The organism is Gordonia alkaliphila, assembly GCF_023017165.1.
Lineage (GTDB): Bacteria > Actinomycetota > Actinomycetes > Mycobacteriales > Mycobacteriaceae > Gordonia > Gordonia alkaliphila.
Genome location: NZ_JALKBW010000001.1, coordinates 2,535,794 through 2,551,444, shown reverse-complemented (window position 1 = coordinate 2,551,444; position 15,651 = coordinate 2,535,794). Strand labels below are relative to the sequence as shown.

At 71.0% G+C, this 15,651-nt stretch carries 18 protein-coding genes; 11 read left to right on the top strand and 7 right to left on the bottom strand.

The annotated features are described in order from the left end of the window. The first annotated feature begins 80 nt into the window (after window positions 1–80). Window positions 81–572 carry a hypothetical protein gene (locus MUG78_RS11560; RefSeq protein WP_246994939.1) on the top strand — a complete coding sequence of 164 codons (492 nt, stop codon included), beginning with the start codon at window positions 81–83 and terminating at the stop codon, window positions 570–572. A 10-nt stretch (window positions 573–582) separates the two neighbouring features. On the opposite strand, the gene MUG78_RS11555 is transcribed toward MUG78_RS11560, so the two are convergent. Genes MUG78_RS11555 through MUG78_RS11545 form a run of 3 tightly spaced genes read right to left on the bottom strand, consistent with a single transcriptional unit; the run spans window position 583 to window position 2,823 of the window. Continuing rightward, window positions 583–1,086: a DinB family protein gene (locus MUG78_RS11555; RefSeq protein ID WP_246994937.1), complete on the bottom strand. Its 504-nt coding sequence runs from the start codon at window positions 1,084–1,086 to the stop codon at window positions 583–585. 2 nt (window positions 1,087–1,088) lie between these two features. After that, complete coding sequence (purE, locus tag MUG78_RS11550) at window positions 1,089–1,613, bottom strand: 5-(carboxyamino)imidazole ribonucleotide mutase (protein WP_246994935.1); 525 nt, start codon at window positions 1,611–1,613, stop codon at window positions 1,089–1,091. 1 nt (window position 1,614) lies between these two features. After that, complete coding sequence (locus tag MUG78_RS11545) at window positions 1,615–2,823, bottom strand: 5-(carboxyamino)imidazole ribonucleotide synthase (RefSeq protein ID WP_281500223.1); 1,209 nt, start codon at window positions 2,821–2,823, stop codon at window positions 1,615–1,617. Between the two features lie 210 nt (window positions 2,824–3,033). Here MUG78_RS11545 and MUG78_RS11540 point away from each other — a divergent pair, with 210 nt between their 5' ends. Continuing rightward, window positions 3,034–3,594 (top strand): GtrA family protein, encoded by a 561-nt coding sequence (locus MUG78_RS11540; protein WP_246994931.1) that lies wholly within the window; start codon window positions 3,034–3,036, stop codon window positions 3,592–3,594. On the opposite strand, the gene MUG78_RS11535 is transcribed toward MUG78_RS11540, so the two are convergent. Genes MUG78_RS11535 through MUG78_RS11525 form a run of 3 tightly spaced genes read right to left on the bottom strand, consistent with a single transcriptional unit; the run spans window position 3,566 to window position 6,087 of the window. Beyond that, window positions 3,566–4,858, bottom strand: a complete 1,293-nt coding sequence (locus MUG78_RS11535; RefSeq protein WP_246994929.1) for an ATP-binding protein — start codon at window positions 4,856–4,858, stop codon at window positions 3,566–3,568. The two genes, MUG78_RS11540 and MUG78_RS11535, sit on opposite strands and share 29 nt — an antisense overlap. Window positions 4,859–4,885: 27 nt before the next feature. Next, window positions 4,886–5,572, bottom strand: a complete 687-nt coding sequence (locus MUG78_RS11530; RefSeq protein ID WP_246994927.1) for a response regulator transcription factor — start codon at window positions 5,570–5,572, stop codon at window positions 4,886–4,888. Next, a complete protein-coding gene (locus MUG78_RS11525) occupies window positions 5,569–6,087 on the bottom strand; it encodes a PH domain-containing protein (protein ID WP_246994925.1) in 519 nt (172 codons plus the stop codon). Before MUG78_RS11525 ends, MUG78_RS11530 begins: the two co-directional genes overlap by 4 nt. A gap of 105 nt (window positions 6,088–6,192) precedes the next feature. Between MUG78_RS11525 and MUG78_RS11520 the strand changes: the two genes are divergently transcribed. After that, window positions 6,193–6,795, top strand: a complete 603-nt coding sequence (locus MUG78_RS11520) for a DUF6069 family protein (RefSeq protein WP_246994923.1) — start codon at window positions 6,193–6,195, stop codon at window positions 6,793–6,795. Window positions 6,796–6,837: 42 nt separating this feature from the next. Here the strand turns inward: MUG78_RS11520 and MUG78_RS11515 are convergent, their stop codons facing one another. Continuing rightward, window positions 6,838–7,659, bottom strand: a complete 822-nt coding sequence (locus MUG78_RS11515; protein ID WP_246994921.1) for a biotin--[acetyl-CoA-carboxylase] ligase — start codon at window positions 7,657–7,659, stop codon at window positions 6,838–6,840. A gap of 112 nt (window positions 7,660–7,771) precedes the next feature. Here MUG78_RS11515 and MUG78_RS11510 point away from each other — a divergent pair, with 112 nt between their 5' ends. From MUG78_RS11510 to MUG78_RS11475, 8 genes are all read left to right on the top strand, one after another. After that, window positions 7,772–9,397: an acyl-CoA carboxylase subunit beta gene (locus MUG78_RS11510; RefSeq protein ID WP_246994918.1), complete on the top strand. Its 1,626-nt coding sequence runs from the start codon at window positions 7,772–7,774 to the stop codon at window positions 9,395–9,397. Window positions 9,398–9,426: 29 nt separating this feature from the next. Then, window positions 9,427–9,639 (top strand): acyl-CoA carboxylase subunit epsilon, encoded by a 213-nt coding sequence (locus MUG78_RS11505; RefSeq protein WP_246994917.1) that lies wholly within the window; start codon window positions 9,427–9,429, stop codon window positions 9,637–9,639. Window position 9,640: 1 nt separating this feature from the next. Then, window positions 9,641–10,291 (top strand): Maf family protein, encoded by a 651-nt coding sequence (locus MUG78_RS11500; protein ID WP_246994914.1) that lies wholly within the window; start codon window positions 9,641–9,643, stop codon window positions 10,289–10,291. Between the two features lie 116 nt (window positions 10,292–10,407). Continuing rightward, on the top strand, window positions 10,408–11,298 hold the full coding sequence (locus MUG78_RS11495; RefSeq protein ID WP_246994912.1) for a sulfurtransferase: 891 nt from the start codon (window positions 10,408–10,410) through the stop codon (window positions 11,296–11,298). A 10-nt stretch (window positions 11,299–11,308) separates the two neighbouring features. Further along, window positions 11,309–11,740 (top strand): SufE family protein, encoded by a 432-nt coding sequence (locus tag MUG78_RS11490; protein ID WP_246994910.1) that lies wholly within the window; start codon window positions 11,309–11,311, stop codon window positions 11,738–11,740. 27 nt (window positions 11,741–11,767) lie between these two features. Next, window positions 11,768–13,174 carry a condensation domain-containing protein gene (locus tag MUG78_RS11485; protein WP_246994908.1) on the top strand — a complete coding sequence of 469 codons (1,407 nt, stop codon included), beginning with the start codon at window positions 11,768–11,770 and terminating at the stop codon, window positions 13,172–13,174. 255 nt (window positions 13,175–13,429) lie between these two features. Then, window positions 13,430–15,229 (top strand): acetyl/propionyl/methylcrotonyl-CoA carboxylase subunit alpha, encoded by a 1,800-nt coding sequence (locus MUG78_RS11480; protein WP_246994906.1) that lies wholly within the window; start codon window positions 13,430–13,432, stop codon window positions 15,227–15,229. 29 nt (window positions 15,230–15,258) lie between these two features. Then, complete coding sequence (locus tag MUG78_RS11475; RefSeq protein WP_246994904.1) at window positions 15,259–15,645, top strand: hypothetical protein; 387 nt, start codon at window positions 15,259–15,261, stop codon at window positions 15,643–15,645. The last annotated feature ends 6 nt before the right edge of the window (window positions 15,646–15,651 follow it).

Below are 15,651 nucleotides of genomic sequence, written 5' to 3'. Positions count from 1 at the left end.
GGGCGGGCTGCCGCCTTTGTGTGAGGGTGCCGCCGCGGCCGGGGTCCGACGGATTGAGCCGGCCCGGCTAGGTTCGTGGCATGAAGACTCTCGCGACCGCCGTTGTGGTCGGTGCTCTCACGCTCGTCGTCGGCTGTGGCACGGCGGACGAGGCCGCCGCGCCGTCGTCGTCGTCCACCAGCACCACTGCAGCACCCCGGCCGACGCCGCTGGGCCAGGTCCGTGTCGGCGACTGCGTCCTCAACACCGAGCTCGCCTCGGGCAGCATGCAGGGCGTCTCGACGCTGACCGTGGTCGACTGCGACACGCCCGACAGCGCGCCGGTGCTGGCGGCCGGGCCGTTCCGAACGGAGATCCGCCGCGGCGGCGGCGCCACCACCCCGGGCATCCCCTACCCGGCCTTCCCGAACATGTACTTCATCGCCGTCGACGAATGCAGTCGCCTGCAGGGTGTGGCGAATCCGCAGAAGACGCTGAACTTCGCCTACCCGAACAAGGCCACCTGGGAAGCCGGCGACGACGTGGTCGTGTGCGTGGACGCGAACCGGGCCACCGGCACCTTTCAGTGGTGACCGGCCCCGGTCACCTCGCGCCGGCGGCCTCTCCTCCGGCGACGAGGTCGGCGCAGATCTGCAGGTGACCGGTGCGCTGGGTGAGTTCGCGAAGCAGATGCAGGATCACGAACTCTCCGGTCGCGGCCGCGGCGTCGGCGCGGGTGGAGCCGATGGCCGAGCGGTCGGCGATCCCGTCGGCCAAAGCGCGGTGAACGTACCGCGGCAGCCGATCGCGCATCCGATCCACCAGGGCGCGGGCCTGCTCGACGGTGCCGGTCGCGGCGAACTCTCCGGCCCGGTCGCGCGGGATCTTCTCCCCGGCCACCAGGTTGCCGCCCCAGTCGGCGATCACGCCGTCCAGGTGCGTCACCAGCGCGAACACCGAATTCATGCCGGGCACCTCCGCGACGACGGCGTTGACGGTGCGATCGTCGCACCGGTCCAGCACGGCCGCGATGGTGTCGAAGGTTTCACCCGCCACCACCGCGTAGGCGGCCTCCAGCGCCGCGTCGCGCTCGGACGCGCCCGGCATGCTCAGTCTTCGAGGATCGAACGACGCAGCTTCTCGTCCTTCTCCAGGACGATGGCCTGCAGGTCGGCCTGGAACTCGGCCATCCCGGCGCGCAGTCGCGCGTCGGTGGCGCCCAGGATGCGGACCGCCAGCAGACCGGCGTTGCGGCCGCCGCCGATGGACACGGTCGCGACCGGCACACCGGAGGGCATCTGCACGATCGACAGGAGCGAATCCATGCCGTCCAGGTACTTCAGCGGCACCGGCACGCCGATCACCGGCAGCGGGGTGGCCGCGGCCACCATGCCGGGCAGGTGCGCGGCGCCGCCGGCGCCCGCGATGATCACCTGTACGCCGCGGTCGGCGGCGGTCTGCGCGTAGTCGAGCATGCGGCCCGGGGTGCGGTGCGCCGACATCACGCCGACCTCGAAGGGCACGCCGAATTCGGCGAGGGCCTCGGCGGCCGGCTTGAGCACCGGCCAGTCCGAGTCGCTGCCCATGATCAGTCCGACGCGCGGGGCCGGGGGGCCTGCCGGGGTTTCAGCCATGTCAGTTCTCTCCTTCGTGGGGATCCCAGCCGTCGGTCCAGACGCCGTGGCTCATCCAGTGTGCGGCACGCTCGGCGCGCTCGCGGACATCGTCGAGGCTCTGGCCCGGTCGGCCGACGATGTTGAGGTGGCCCACCTTGCGGTCGGGCCGCTCGTCCTTGCCGTACAGGTGCACCTTGGCCTCGGGCATCCGTGCCATCAGGTGGTGCAGGCGCTCGTCCATCGACATCGTCGGCGCCTGCTCGGCGCCGAGGATGTTCGCCATCACCACGACGTCGGACGTGGCGGCGGTGGCCCCGAGCGGGTAGTCGAGGACCGCGCGCAGGTGCTGCTCGAACTGCGACGTGACGGCGCCGTCCATGGTCCAGTGGCCGCTGTTGTGCGGGCGCATCGCCAGCTCGTTGACGACGAGGTCGCCGTCGACGGTCTCGAACAGCTCCATCGCCATGTTGCCGACCACGCCGAGTTCGTCGGCCAGCGCCAGCGCCATCTGCTGGGCGCGCTGGGCGGTCTCGGGGTCCAATCCGGGCGCAGGCGCCAGCACGACGGCGCACTGGCCCTTGCGCTGGATGGTCTCCACCACCGGCCAGGCCGCGCCCTGGCCGTGCGGGGACCGGGCGATCATGGCCGAGAGCTCGCGCGCCATCGGCACCTTCTGCTCGGCCATCAGCACGGTGTCGCCGCCCGCAGCGGCGTCGAAGGCCGCCAACGCGGCGGCCTCGTCGCCGTCGATCAGCCAGACGCCGCGGCCGTCGTACCCGCCGCGCACCGCCTTCAGCACGATCTGCCAGTCCTGGGCGGCGCCGAACTCGATCAGCGCGGCGCGGGCCGCGGCGACGTCACCGGACAGGTCGACGAACGCGGGCACCGGCAGCCCCAGCTTCGCGAGCCGCTCACGCATGAGCATTTTGTCCTGCGCGTACTGCAGGGCCGCGGACGGCGGCCGGACCACCACGCCGCGCGCCTCCAGCGCCCGCAGATGGTCCACGGGCACGCCCTCGTGATCGAAAGTCAGCGCCACCGCGCCCTCGGCCGCGCGCAACAGGTCGTCGAGGTCGTCGTGCGATCCGAGGACCACGTCCGGGCTCACCGCCGCGGCCGGCTCGCTCGCCGACCCGGCGAGCACGCGCAGGCACTGGCCCAGCGCGATCGCGGACTGGTGGGTCATGCGGGCCAGCTGTCCGCCGCCGATCATGGTGACCGTCGGCAGACCGCCCCCGGAGGATGCAGCACGGGGGGAAGCAGCGCGGGAGGAAGGAGAAGGCGTACTCACGGTGCCAATCCTGGCACGATCGGCGCCCGATCGGCACAACGAGGCCCCGGGCACCGGACGGATTCGGCCCGGTACCCGGGACCGAATGGCTCACAAACCGGGCCGACGATTCCGGCCCGCACCGCGGGAGCCCTACAATGACTCTTTGTGCCATCCATCGACGGGCTTGCCTCCCTGCTGCCCGACCCCCTGCATCGCTTGGCACTGCGATACTCCGAGTTCATCAAGTTCGCCATCGTGGGCGGCACCACCTTCGTGGTGGACATGGCCATCTACTACGGCCTGATCTTCACCGTCCTCGAAGAGAAGCCGGTGGTCGCGAAGATCATCTCCGGCGTGATCGCCACCATTCTGAGCTACATCCTCAACGCCGAATGGGCGTTCAAGAACCGCGGCGGACGCGCCCGACACCACGAGGCCCTGCTGTTCTTCGCGATCAGCGGCATCGGCGTGGTGCTGGCCGCCGCACCGCTGTGGCTGGGCAACAACGTCTTCGACATGCGCCACAACCTCGGCGCCGTGGAGTTGGCGGTGGTCGACTTCGTGCTCGCCTTCATCCTGGGCAATCTGCTGCAGATGGCCTTCCGTTTCTGGGCGCTGCGCCGCTTCGCGTTCCCCGAGCAGCAGCTGCCCGGCGGCCAGGGCGGTTCCACCGACCTCGATCCCACGCCCGAAGAACTCACCGATGAGGAACTGGGCCACGCCTGAATTCGGGCGACACCAGGCCCCCGCCGGGCCCGCCCGAGCCGCTCGGCCCGGTCGGCAGCACGATCGTGAACACCGCTGGCCGTCGTGCCGCCAAGTCCAGTCGGCCGCCGTCGGCCTCGACGAGCGCCCGCGCCAGCGACAGTCCGACGCCGCTGCTGGATCCACCGGAGAAGCCGCGCCGGAAGACCTCCGGCGCCAACTCGTCGGGCACGCCCACCCCCTCGTCGGACACCGCGATACGCACCACCTCCGCGGACTCCAACTCCTCCACGCGCAGGGTGACGGTGCCGTCGCCGTGGCGGAGCGAATTGTCGAGCAACGCGCTGAGAGCCTCGCGCAGACGACCCGGCCCGCCGTGCACCGGCGACGGCGTGCCGTCGACCTCGACGGCGATCCGTCGGCCCTCCGCGCTGAACATCGCGTCGTGGTCGCCCGCCAGGGCGTAAAGCAGCTCGGGCACGTCCACCAGCGCGCGCTCGCCGCCCGTCGAGCGTGAGGCGGCGACGAACTCGTCGAGCTCAGCGGTCAGCTTCTCCACCAGGGCCACCGTCTCGGCGGCCTCGCTGACCACCTCCGGATCCGGGTGCAGGGTCAGCTCGTCCAGATGCAGGTGAATCGCGGTGAGACGGCTGCGCAGCTGGTGGGAGGCATCGCCGATCACCTGCCCCTCCTGTTCCAGGCGACGCACCACCGCGGTGTTCGCTTCCGACAGCGCGGTGGTCACGCGGTCCAGTTCGTCGATCCCGTAGTACGGCCAGGGCGAACTCAGGTCGCCGCGCGCCATCGCCGAGGCGCGGGTGGCCACCTGTTCCAGCGGTTGCGTCATCCGTCGCACCGTGACGACGGCGACCAGAACGCCCACGGCGAGCATCGCGAGGATCACCACCACCACCACCGCCACCGCGATCCATTGCCGCGACCGCACGTCGTTGCGCGGGATGGACAGCGTCAACACGTAGCCCGGTCCCAGATTCACCGATTCGGACAGCTCGTGCTCGGCGGCCGGTTGGCCCACCTGCTCCACCCCGGAGGGGCCGAGCAGCACCAGCGTGCCGTTGCCGGGCACCAACAGACGGAAGTCGTCCAGGTCCAGCGCCTCCGGTCCGCTCAACCGACCCGCGGTCTCCTCGGTCAGCACGTACTCGGAGATCCTCTTGAGCCGGTCGGCCAGGTCCTCGTGGGCGGCCAACGAGATCCCGGTCCACGTCAGCGTGGTCAGCGGCACGCCGAGTAGCACCGCCAGCGCCAGCATGGTGGCGATCATGGCCCGAAGCAGACGACGACGCATGCGCTACGGGTCGAATCGGAAGCCGACGCCGCGCACCGTCGCGATGTGCTTGCGTCGGCCCGGCTGGTCGTCGCCGAGCTTTCTGCGCACCCACGAGATGTGCATGTCGAGCGTCTTGGACGACCGCAGGTCCGTCGAACCCCAGACCTCGGTCATGATCTCGTCGCGGGTCCGGACCTGCCCGGGCGTCTCCATCAGACAGCGCAGCAGGTCGAATTCGCGGTTGGCGAGCGTCAGTTCGCGGCCGTCCATCACCACCCGCCGCGCCCGCGCGTCGAGCTGGAGGTCACCACTGTCGAGGACCACATCGTCGGCGCCAGCGCTGCGCCGCAGCAGCGCCCGCACCCGAGCCAGCAGTTCGGCCAGTCGGAAGGGTTTGCCGACGTAGTCGTCGGCGCCCGCGTCCAGGCCCACCACGAAGTCCACTTCGTCGGTGCGCGCGGTCAGCATCAACACGGCCAACTGCGGTCGTTCGACGCGGATTCGTCGGCACACCTCCAGCCCGTCCATGCCCGGCAGCCCGAGATCCAGGATCACCAGCGCGTACGCGCCGGACACGGCGGCGGCCAGCGCGGCCGGGCCGGACTCGACCACCGTGCAGTCGTTGCCCTCGCGTTTGAGGGCACGGGCCAGCGGCTGCGCGATCGCCGGATCGTCCTCGCCGAGCAGTATCGCGCGGCCGCCGGTCACCGTCGCCCCCAGTCGTCGTCGGGATCGTCGAGCAGTTGCTCGTAGAGCAGGGCGTGCACCGCTTCGACGCGCGGAATGTCGGCGAAGGTCAGCGGATCCTCGGAGGCCGACTGGATCTGCAGCGAGCCGGTGCGCAGCAGACGATCGATCAGGCCGTGCTCGAACTCGACGGTGTTGATCCGGCTGATCGGAATGTCGATGCCCGAGCGGGTCAGGATGCCGGTCCGGTAGATCACCCGCCGATCGGTCACCACGAAATGGGTGAAGCGCCAGGTCAGCAGGGGGCGGATCAGCCACCAGACGGTGCACAGCCCCCACACCACCGCGATCGCCACCGTCCCCCAGGTCTGTGTCGCCTCGGAGTCCTGCGAACCCCACAGCAGGCCCAGACCCAGCCCGCACACGGCGGTGATCAACCAGAACAGCAGAATCGGGGGCACCAACGACTTCCAGTGCGGATGCCGGTGCACCACCACGACCTCGTCGGGGGCCAGATTGTCCCGCGGGTATGCCATAGGCCACAGCGTAGTCGGCGGCCGACGCAGCGCCGCCGTTACACTTGAGCCAGGAGTCCGCGCCGCCCGCGAGCGGCACCACCGCAGACCACAGGCAGGGACCAGATGACCTACTCCGATCCGCGTGACCCCCGCAGGCAGTCGCCGTCGACCCGCGCGTACAGCGCCGACCCGGGCGGATACCCGAACTATCCGCCCACCCAGTCCGGCCAGACCCAGTCCGGCTACACCCAGTCGGGCTACCCCCAGTCGAGTCAGCCCGCGCCGCAGCGCCCGAGCCGCCGCCCCGACGTCGATCCCCTGCTGTTCGCCGGCGGCGTCTTCATGACCGGTGTGGTGACCGGTCTGGCCGCGTGGCTGGTCGCCTGGATCATCGGACTCATCGCCCGCGCGGTGACCGCGACCGGCCAGTTTGGCGCCTGGAATCCCTTGGAGCCGGGCGGCGAGTACTGGTTCGCACTCGCCGGCTTCATCACCGCCCTCGTCGGCGGCGCCCTCTGGTACCTGCTGCAGCTGGTCACCCCGACGCCGGACAGCTTCTACCGCTGGATCGTCGGATTGCTGATCATCGCGGCGTTCGTGGTCCCGCTGGCCGCCGACGGCGACATCTGGCGCGGCCTCGCGACCGGCGTGCTGCACGTGTGCATCGGCCTGCCGGTGCTGTCCCTGATCCCGACGATGGGCAACCGCAGCAAACAGCGTCACTGAGTCCGGGGCGCGAACGCCCCGGACCGGACCTGTCCCGCCCGGTCAGGTGAGGCGCAGGTGCGTCACGTCGCCGGCCGAGGCCGCCACGCGGCCGTTCTCCCCCTTCTCCCCGTCCACCCCGTCCACCACGATGCGCCCTTCGTCGTCGACGTCGACGGCGGTCCCGACCACCTCGGTGTCGCCGGGCAGGATCAGGCGCACCCGTTTGCCCAACGTCGCGGAGGCGCGGCGGTACCGCTCGGCCAGCGCGGGCAGCTCGGCGGGCCACCGATCCAGCAGTCCGGACAGGGCCCGCAGGTACGCGGCGGCCAGCGCGGTGGGATCCACCGCGCCGCCCGTGAGCTCCCGCAGGCAGGCGGCGGTCTCCAGCCGCGGCTGCGCCTGCGTCAGATCCAGATTGAGCCCGGTGCCGATCACGGCCACCCCGCCACCGCTCGGCGACGGCACGAATTCGCACAGGATGCCAGAGAGCTTTCGTCCGTCGGCGGGCACCAGGACGTCGTTGGGCCATTTGAGGTCCACCGCGACGCCGGTCACCTCGACGACCGCCTCGCGCACGGCCAGCCCGGTCAGCAACGACAGCCACCCCACCGCGGGCGTCTGCTCGGCCTCCACCCGCAGCGCCGCGGACACCGCCAGCTGTCCGGGCGGGGTCTGCCACACCCGCGCGTACCGGCCGCGGCCCGCGGTCTGCTCACCGGCGATCAGCACCGCGCCGTCCACCGCGGCGTCCCCCTCGCCGGCCCGGGCCACGAGGTCGGCGTTGGTCGAACCGGTCGCGGCGACCACCGCGACCTCCCGCCAACGGGTATCGGTCAACGCGGCGGCGAGGGCGACGGGGTCGGGCAGCACGGGAGAGTTCACGACGTCGAGCCTAATCTCGCGGGTGCGCGCACCGGATGCGACGCCCATTTCTACTGGCCAGTACCTGTGGCGGTTCACACTCGCGGCCCGACTCTCGTTAGCATGAGATCCCATGACCACTGCTCGCCGCGACGACGCCGCCGCTCCCGACATCCACACCACGGCCGGCAAGCTGGCCGATCTCCGCAATCGGCTGGCCGACGCCGAGCATCCCGCCGGCGAGGCCGCCGTCGAGAAGGTGCATGCCAAGGGCAAGATGACCGCCCGCGAACGCATCATCAACCTGCTCGACGAGGGCTCCTTCGTGGAACTCGACGCACTGGCCCGCCACCGCGCCACCAACTTCGGTCTGGCCGACAAGCGCCCGGTCGGCGACGGCGTCGTCGTCGGCTACGGCACCGTCGACGGCCGCGAGGTCTGCGTCTTCAGCCAGGACGTCACCGTCTTCGGCGGCAGCCTCGGCGAGGTCTACGGCGAGAAGATCGTGAAGGTCATGGATCTCGCGGTGAAGACCGGTCGCCCGCTGATCGGCATCAACGAGGGCGCGGGCGCCCGCATCCAGGAGGGCGTGGTCTCGCTCGGTCTGTACGGTGAGATCTTCCACCGCAACGTCCGCGCGTCCGGTGTGATCCCGCAGATCTCGCTGATCATGGGCCCCGCCGCCGGCGGCCACGTCTACTCCCCCGCGCTCACCGACTTCACGGTGATGGTGGACAAGACCAGCCAGATGTTCGTGACCGGCCCCGACGTGATCAAGACGGTCACCGGCGAGGACGTCACCATGGAGGATCTGGGCGGCGCCCACACCCACATGACCCGCTCGGGCGTGGCCCACTACGTCGCCGACGACGAGATGGACGCCCTGGAGTACGTCAAGGAACTGCTCAGCTACCTGCCGAGCAACAACCGCGCCGAGGCCCCGCGCCTGCCTGCGCCGGACCGCGTCGGCTCCATCGAGGACAACCTCACCGAGGAAGACCTCGAGCTGGACACGCTGATCCCGGACTCCCCGAACCAGCCGTACGACATGCACGAGGTGATCCGCCGTCTGCTCGACGACGACGAGTTCCTCGAGGTGCAGGCCGAGCGCGCGATGAACATCATCGTCGGCTTCGGTCGCGTCGACGGCCGCAGCGTCGGCATCGTCGCCAACCAGCCGACCCAGTTCGCCGGCTGCCTGGACATCGACGCCTCGGAGAAGGCCGCCCGCTTCGTGCGGACCTGCGACGCCTTCAACGTCCCGATCATCACCCTGGTCGACGTCCCGGGCTTCCTGCCGGGCACCGACCAGGAGTACAACGGCATCATTCGCCGCGGCGCCAAGCTGCTGTACGCGTACGGCGAGGCCACCGTCGGCAAGATCACCGTCATCACCCGCAAGGCCTACGGCGGCGCATACGATGTGATGGGCTCCAAGCACATGGGCGCCGACGTGAACCTGGCGTGGCCGACCGCGCAGATCGCGGTGATGGGCGCCTCGGGCGCGGTGGGCTTCGTCTACCGCGGCCAGCTCAAGGAGGCCGAGGCCAACGGCACCGACGTCGACGCGCTGCGCCTGGAACTCCAGCAGGAGTACGAGGACACCCTGGTGAACCCGTACGTGGCCGCCGAACGCGGTTACGTCGACGCGGTGATCCCGCCCAGCCACACCCGCGGCCAGATCGCGAACGCGCTGCGCCTGCTGGAGCGCAAGTACGTGCAGTTGCCGCCCAAGAAGCACGGGAACATCCCCCTGTGAGCGCAGCGAGCGAGAAGGGTGTCGAAGACGTGACTGCAGAGACGAAGCCGACCGAGCCGTTCCTGTCCGTCGTGAAGGGCGACCCGAGCGACGAGGAACTGGCCGCGCTGGTCGTCGTGCTGTCGGCGGCCGCCGGTTCGTCGGCTCCGGCTGGCCCGGCGATCAACGATCAGTGGGGCGCCCCCACCGATCTGCACCGGCCCTCGTGGGGCATGCCGACCAGCTACCTGCACGGTTTCTGAGATGACGCGGGTCCTGCTGGGGTCCGCCTCGCCGGCCCGGCGGCGCGTCCTGCTCGACGCCGGGTTGGCACCGCTGGTGCTGGTGGCCGACCTCGACGAGGACGCCCTCGTCGAGGGCCTGCGGGCCGACGGTGCGACGCCGACCGAGATCGTCACGGAGTTGGCGCGGGCCAAGGCGGCGGCGCTGCTGCCACGCATCCTCGGTTCGGCCGACGGCGAGATCGCCGAGGTGGCCGCCGACGGTGTGGTGTTGACCTGCGACTCCATGCTGCTGATCGACGGCGAGTTGGCGGGCAAACCCCTGACCGCCGAGGTCGCCGTCGAGCGGTGGCGTCGGATGCGCGGGACGACCGGACACCTGCTGACCGGCCACGCCGTCACCCGCCTGCGCGGCGGAGCGGTGGTCGCCGAGGCCGCCGCGACCAGGGCCACCGAGATCACCTTCTCGAACGTCTCGGACCGCACCATCGAGCGCTACGTGGCCACCGGCGAACCGCTGCAGGTGGCCGGCGCGTTCACGCTCGACGGCCGCGGCGGATGGCTGCTCGACGGTATCGACGGAGATCCGTCGTCGGTCATCGGCATCAGTCTGCCGCTGACGCGCGATCTGCTCACCGAGGTGGGCATCGACGTCACCGATCTGTGGGCGTAGCCGCGCGGCGCGCCGCAGGCGACCGCCACCGAATGCGCCGCCGGCCGGCGGTCGTATGCTTGAGCGCGAGAGCAATCCGCATGCGGCGGATTGGCAGCGCCGATCAGGAGTAGAACGTGACAGTGGAATTCGATCCGAACCCGTCGTTCGGCGCCTTCGCCCATCCGGAGCGCCTGGTCAGCACCGAGTGGCTGTCCGCGCACCTGGGCGCCCCCGGCCTCAAGATCATCGAGTCCGACGAGGACGTGCTGCTCTACGACATCGGACACATTCCGACGGCGCAGAAGGTGGACTGGCACCTGCACCTGAACAACCCGGTGACCCGCGATTACATCGACGGCGAGGCCTTCGCCGAGCTGATGCGCAGCAAGGGCATCGAGCGCACCGACACCATCGTGGTCTACGGCGACAAGAACAACTGGTGGGCCGCGTACGCGATGTGGGTCTTCACCCTGTTCGGCCACGAGGACGTGCGCCTGCTCGACGGCGGCCGCACCGCGTGGATGGACGAGCAGCGCGAGACCTCCTTCGACGTGCCCGAATACCCGCGCAGCGACTACCCGGTGATCGAGCGCGACGACACCGTGATCCGCGCCTTCGCCGACGAGGTCCGCGCCGCGCTCGGCAGCGAGCCGCTGATCGACGTCCGCTCCCCGGAGGAGTACACCGGCGAGCGCACCCACATGCCGGACTACCCGGAGGAGGGCGCGCTGCGCGGCGGCCACATCCCCACCGCGGTGTCCATCCCGTGGGCGCGTGCCGCCGCCCCGGACGGCCGCTTCCGCAGCCGCCCCGAGCTCGACGAGATCTACGCCGACTTCGATCCGGCGACGCCGACCATCGCCTACTGCCGCATCGGGGAGCGCTCGAGCCACACCTGGTTCGTGCTGACCTACCTGCTGGGTTTCGAGGCGGTCCGCAACTACGACGGTTCGTGGACCGAGTGGGGCAACGCGGTGCGCGCACCCATCGTCATGGGCGCCGAGCCCGGTTCGCTCGAGGGCTAGCGCACCGCCGATGAGCCTCACCCCCGCCCTCGCCGAGATCGTCGACGACTTCGGCGACCTCGGCCAGCCGGATCGCATCACGCTGCTGCTGGAGTTCGCCAACGATCTGCCGGACCTGCCCGAGCATCTGCACGCCGAGTCCATGGAGCCGGTGCCGGAATGCCAGTCGCCGATCTTCCTGTCGGTGGACGCGTCCGATCCGGCGGCGGTGCGGCTGTACTTCAGCGCGCCGCGTGAGGCGCCGACCACCCGCGGCTTCGCGTCGATCCTGCACGCCGGGCTCGACGGTGCCTCGGCGGCGGAGATCGCCGCCGTGCCGGTGGACTTCGCCAACGCGCTGCACCTGGGCTCGGTGATCTCGCCGCTGCGCCTGCGCGGGATGACCGGCATGCTGGTGCGCATCCAGCGCCAGGTCGCCGAGCAGACCGCGGCACCCTCCTAGCCGGCCGCCCGAAGCCGTTCCGCCGCAATGGAATTCACGCAGTTTCTGGACGCGAAGGTGCGTCCCGGCGGGCTCGCCGAATGGATCCCGGCCGTCCCCGGCGGGCTCGGCAGCTGGCACCGGGATCCGCGCGGCACGTCGCACAATCACGAGCAGCATCTGCGCGCGGCCCACGACTATCGGCTGCGCACGCAGCGCGAGGGCGGGCGGGAGGCCTGGCTCGGCCTGGCGGTGGAGTTCGACGAGCAGATCTCCCTCGCGGCGATCCGGACCGCCATCCTCGGGTGGATCAACCGGCACGAGGTACTGCGCACCCACGTGACCCTGGTCGGCGAGGACACCGCGCGGTACACCACCGACCCCGGCACCGTGCACCTGCGGATGACGCGCATCGGCTGGTATCAGCGGGCCGAGCTCCTGATGGAGCAGATCGGCGGCTCCTTCGACCGGGCCACCACCCCGCTGCACTGGCCGGCCTACCGGTTCGCGACCGTCGCCCGCGCCCACAGTTTCACGCTGCTCTTCGCCGCCGACCACTCGCTGGTCGACGGCTACTCGCTGATCAACGCCCAATACGAGCTGCGGGAGCTGTACGCCGCGGCGGTGGCCCGGCGCGCGCCGCACCTGCCACCGACGGGCAGCTACATCGACTTCTCCGGCGCCGAGCGCACCGAGGCCGATGCCGCCGACGATCGGCACACCGCGGTCGCCGCGTGGCAGGAGTTCCTGGCCGGCCGGCCCGAGTTGCCCCCGTTCGCGGTGGTGCCCGCGGCCGACGGACTCCCGAGCGACCCCGCTGATCCGAGCACCCCGGCGCAGCGCTCCCGCACGCAGCGCCTGCTCGACGACGACGCCGCCGAAGCCCTCGCCCGCCGGTGCACCGACCTCGGCGGCTCCCTGGTCGGCGGCATCCTGGCCGCCGCCGCGCAGGTCTACCGCGCGCACAGCGGCGTCGACCGGTTCGCCACCCTGATGCCGCGGCACACGCGCAACCATGCGCGGTTCCACGGCGCCCTCGGCTGGTTCGTCGCGCTCGCTCCGGTCACCATCGACGTCTCCGACGATCCGGACTTCCCCACCGCGCTCGAGCGGATCATGGTGTCCCTCGATCACGCCAAGGAGGGCGCGGCGCTGCCGCTGCTGCGTCTGGCGGAGATTCTCGGCTTCACGCCCGAGCCCAAGTTCGTCGTCTCGTTCATGGACACGCGCGCGGTCCCGGGGGCCGCGGCAGCCGACGAGGGCGCCGCCCAGGCGCTGCGCTCGCACGCCTACGCCGACGACGAGTTCTACCTCTGGGTCAACCGCACGCCGGGCGGTCTGCGCATGCACGCGCGCTTCCCGGCACCGGCCGCCGACCCCGGCCTGGACGCGATTCTGCAGGGTTTTGTCGACGACTTCGCCGACCTACTCGCGAGTATCGCGCGCGACGGGTAAATATCGACGGGTGTCCTGTGCGACCCGCCGAGACCACTCTTGCCGGGTTGGTATGAGGACGGCCGACCGCGACGCCTAGAGTGAGGTACGTCGTGGCGATCGTCCGCCCGCGCCCAGCGCACTGCGACGACGCACAGCAGTACCCATAACGAGTTCGCCACAACGAGCTTCCCACACAGAGAATCAGTTGTTCTCCGGACAACGGCCCGTCACCGCGGGCCCGCCGGCCGGGGTGCACCGCAGCCAGGAGAGCCAGTGCCCAACACCGAGATCCCCCAGAAGACCATCAAGAAGGTACTCATCGCCAACCGCGGTGAGATCGCGGTCCGTGTGATCCGTGCGGCACGAGATGCGGGCATCGCCAGCGTCGCCGTCTACGCCGAGCCCGACGCCGGCGCAATGTTCGTCGAGCTGGCCGACGAGGCCTTCGCACTCGGCGGCCAGACCTCGGCCGAGTCGTACCTCGTCTTCGACAAGATCCTCGACGCCGCCGCGCGCTCGGGCGCCGACGCCATCCACCCCGGCTACGGCTTCCTGTCCGAGAACGGCGACTTCGCCCAGGCCGTGATCGAGGCCGGTCTCACCTGGATCGGCCCGCCGCCCGCCGCGATCCGCGCCCTCGGTGACAAGGTCACCGCGCGCCACATCGCCGAGCGCGCCGACGCCCCGATGGCCGCGGGCACCAAGGACCCGGTGTCCGGCGCCGACGAGGTCGTCGCGTTCGCCAAGGCCCACGGCGTCCCGGTCGCCATCAAGGCGGCCTTCGGCGGCGGCGGTCGCGGCATGAAGGTGGCCCACACCGTCGAGGAGATCCCCGAGCTGTTCGACTCGGCCACCCGCGAGGCCGTGGCCGCTTTCGGCCGCGGCGAGTGCTTCGTGGAGCAGTACCTGGACAAGGCCCGCCACGTCGAAGCGCAGGTCATCGCCGACCAGCACGGCAACGTCATCGTCGCCGGCACCCGCGACTGCTCGCTGCAGCGCCGTTTCCAGAAGCTCGTCGAGGAGGCCCCCGCGCCGTTCCTGACCGACGCGCAGCGCACCATGATCCACGAGTCGGCCAAGGCCATCTGCCGCGAGGCCGGCTACTACGGCGCGGGCACCGTGGAGTACCTGGTGCAGGGCGACACCGTCTCCTTCCTCGAGGTCAACACCCGCCTGCAGGTGGAGCACCCGGTCACCGAGGAGACCGCGGGCATCGACCTGGTGCGCCAGCAGTTCCTGATCGCCGAGGGCCGCGAGCTGGAGCTCACCGAGGACCCCGCCCCGCGCGGCCACTCCTTCGAGTTCCGCATCAACGGCGAGGACGCCGGCCGCGGTTTCCTCCCCGCCCCCGGCCCCGTCGCCGTGTACCGCGAGCCCTCGGGCCCGGGCGTGCGCGTGGACTCCGGCGTCCGTCAGGGCGACGTGATCGGCGGCCAGTTCGACTCCATGCTCGCCAAGCTGATCGTCACCGGCGCCACCCGCCAGGAGGCGCTGGAGCGTTCGGCCCGCGCCCTCGCGGAGTTCGAGGTCGACGGCCTCGCGACCGTCATCCCGTTCCACCGCCACATCGTCGAGAACCCCGCCTTCGTCGGCGACGGCGAATCGTTCGAGGTCTACACCAAGTGGATCGAGACCGACTGGGAGAACCCGATCGAGGCCTACAGCGGCCTGGGCGCCGCCACCGATGACGAGGAGGCCCTGCCGCGGCAGGCAGTGGTCGTCGAGGTCGGCGGACGGCGCGTCGAGGTGTCCCTGCCGGGCGACCTGAACCTGTCCGGCGGCGGCAACGGCAACGGCGGCGCCCTGCGTCGCAAGCCGAAGTCGCGCACCCGCACCAAGGGCGGCGGCAAGGCCGTCTCCGGTGACGCCGTGGCCGCACCGATGCAGGGCACCGTCGTCAAGGTGGCCGTCGCCGAGGGCGACACCGTCGCCGAGGGCGATCTGGTCGTGATCCTGGAAGCCATGAAGATGGAGAACCCGGTGACCGCGCACAAGGACGGCGTCGTGACCGGCCTGGCCGTCGACGCCGGTGCCGCCGTCACGCAGGGCACCGTCCTGCTGGAAATCAAGTAGTCCGCGGCGCAGGCCGCGAACGCTGCCGAGTGACTGCCGTCGAGATCAATGCGGGTGCGTGGTATCTGCGCGCCCTGCGGCACGACGACCGTCTCTCCGATGTCCCGGCGTTGACCGACCTGGGTCTGACCGACCCGGCCGGTTACGTCGCCGGGACGGCCGACAACGACGACGACGCTCTCGTCCGCGCTGCGGACGAGAGCGTTCGTTGCGTCTGGGCCGTCGCCGAGCCGACGACCGGCGAACTGGTCGCGCTCGTCGGCGTGTCCGGCGTCCCCGAAGGGCCCGCCGCGGTGCGCGGCCTCGCCCGCGCCGACTTCGCTACGGCCCTCGGCGATGTGCTCCCCGTGGTGCGGCGGTACGCCGAGCAGGCCCTCGGACTGCGTCCGGGCGAATTGATCGCCGAACCCCCATAACACCCC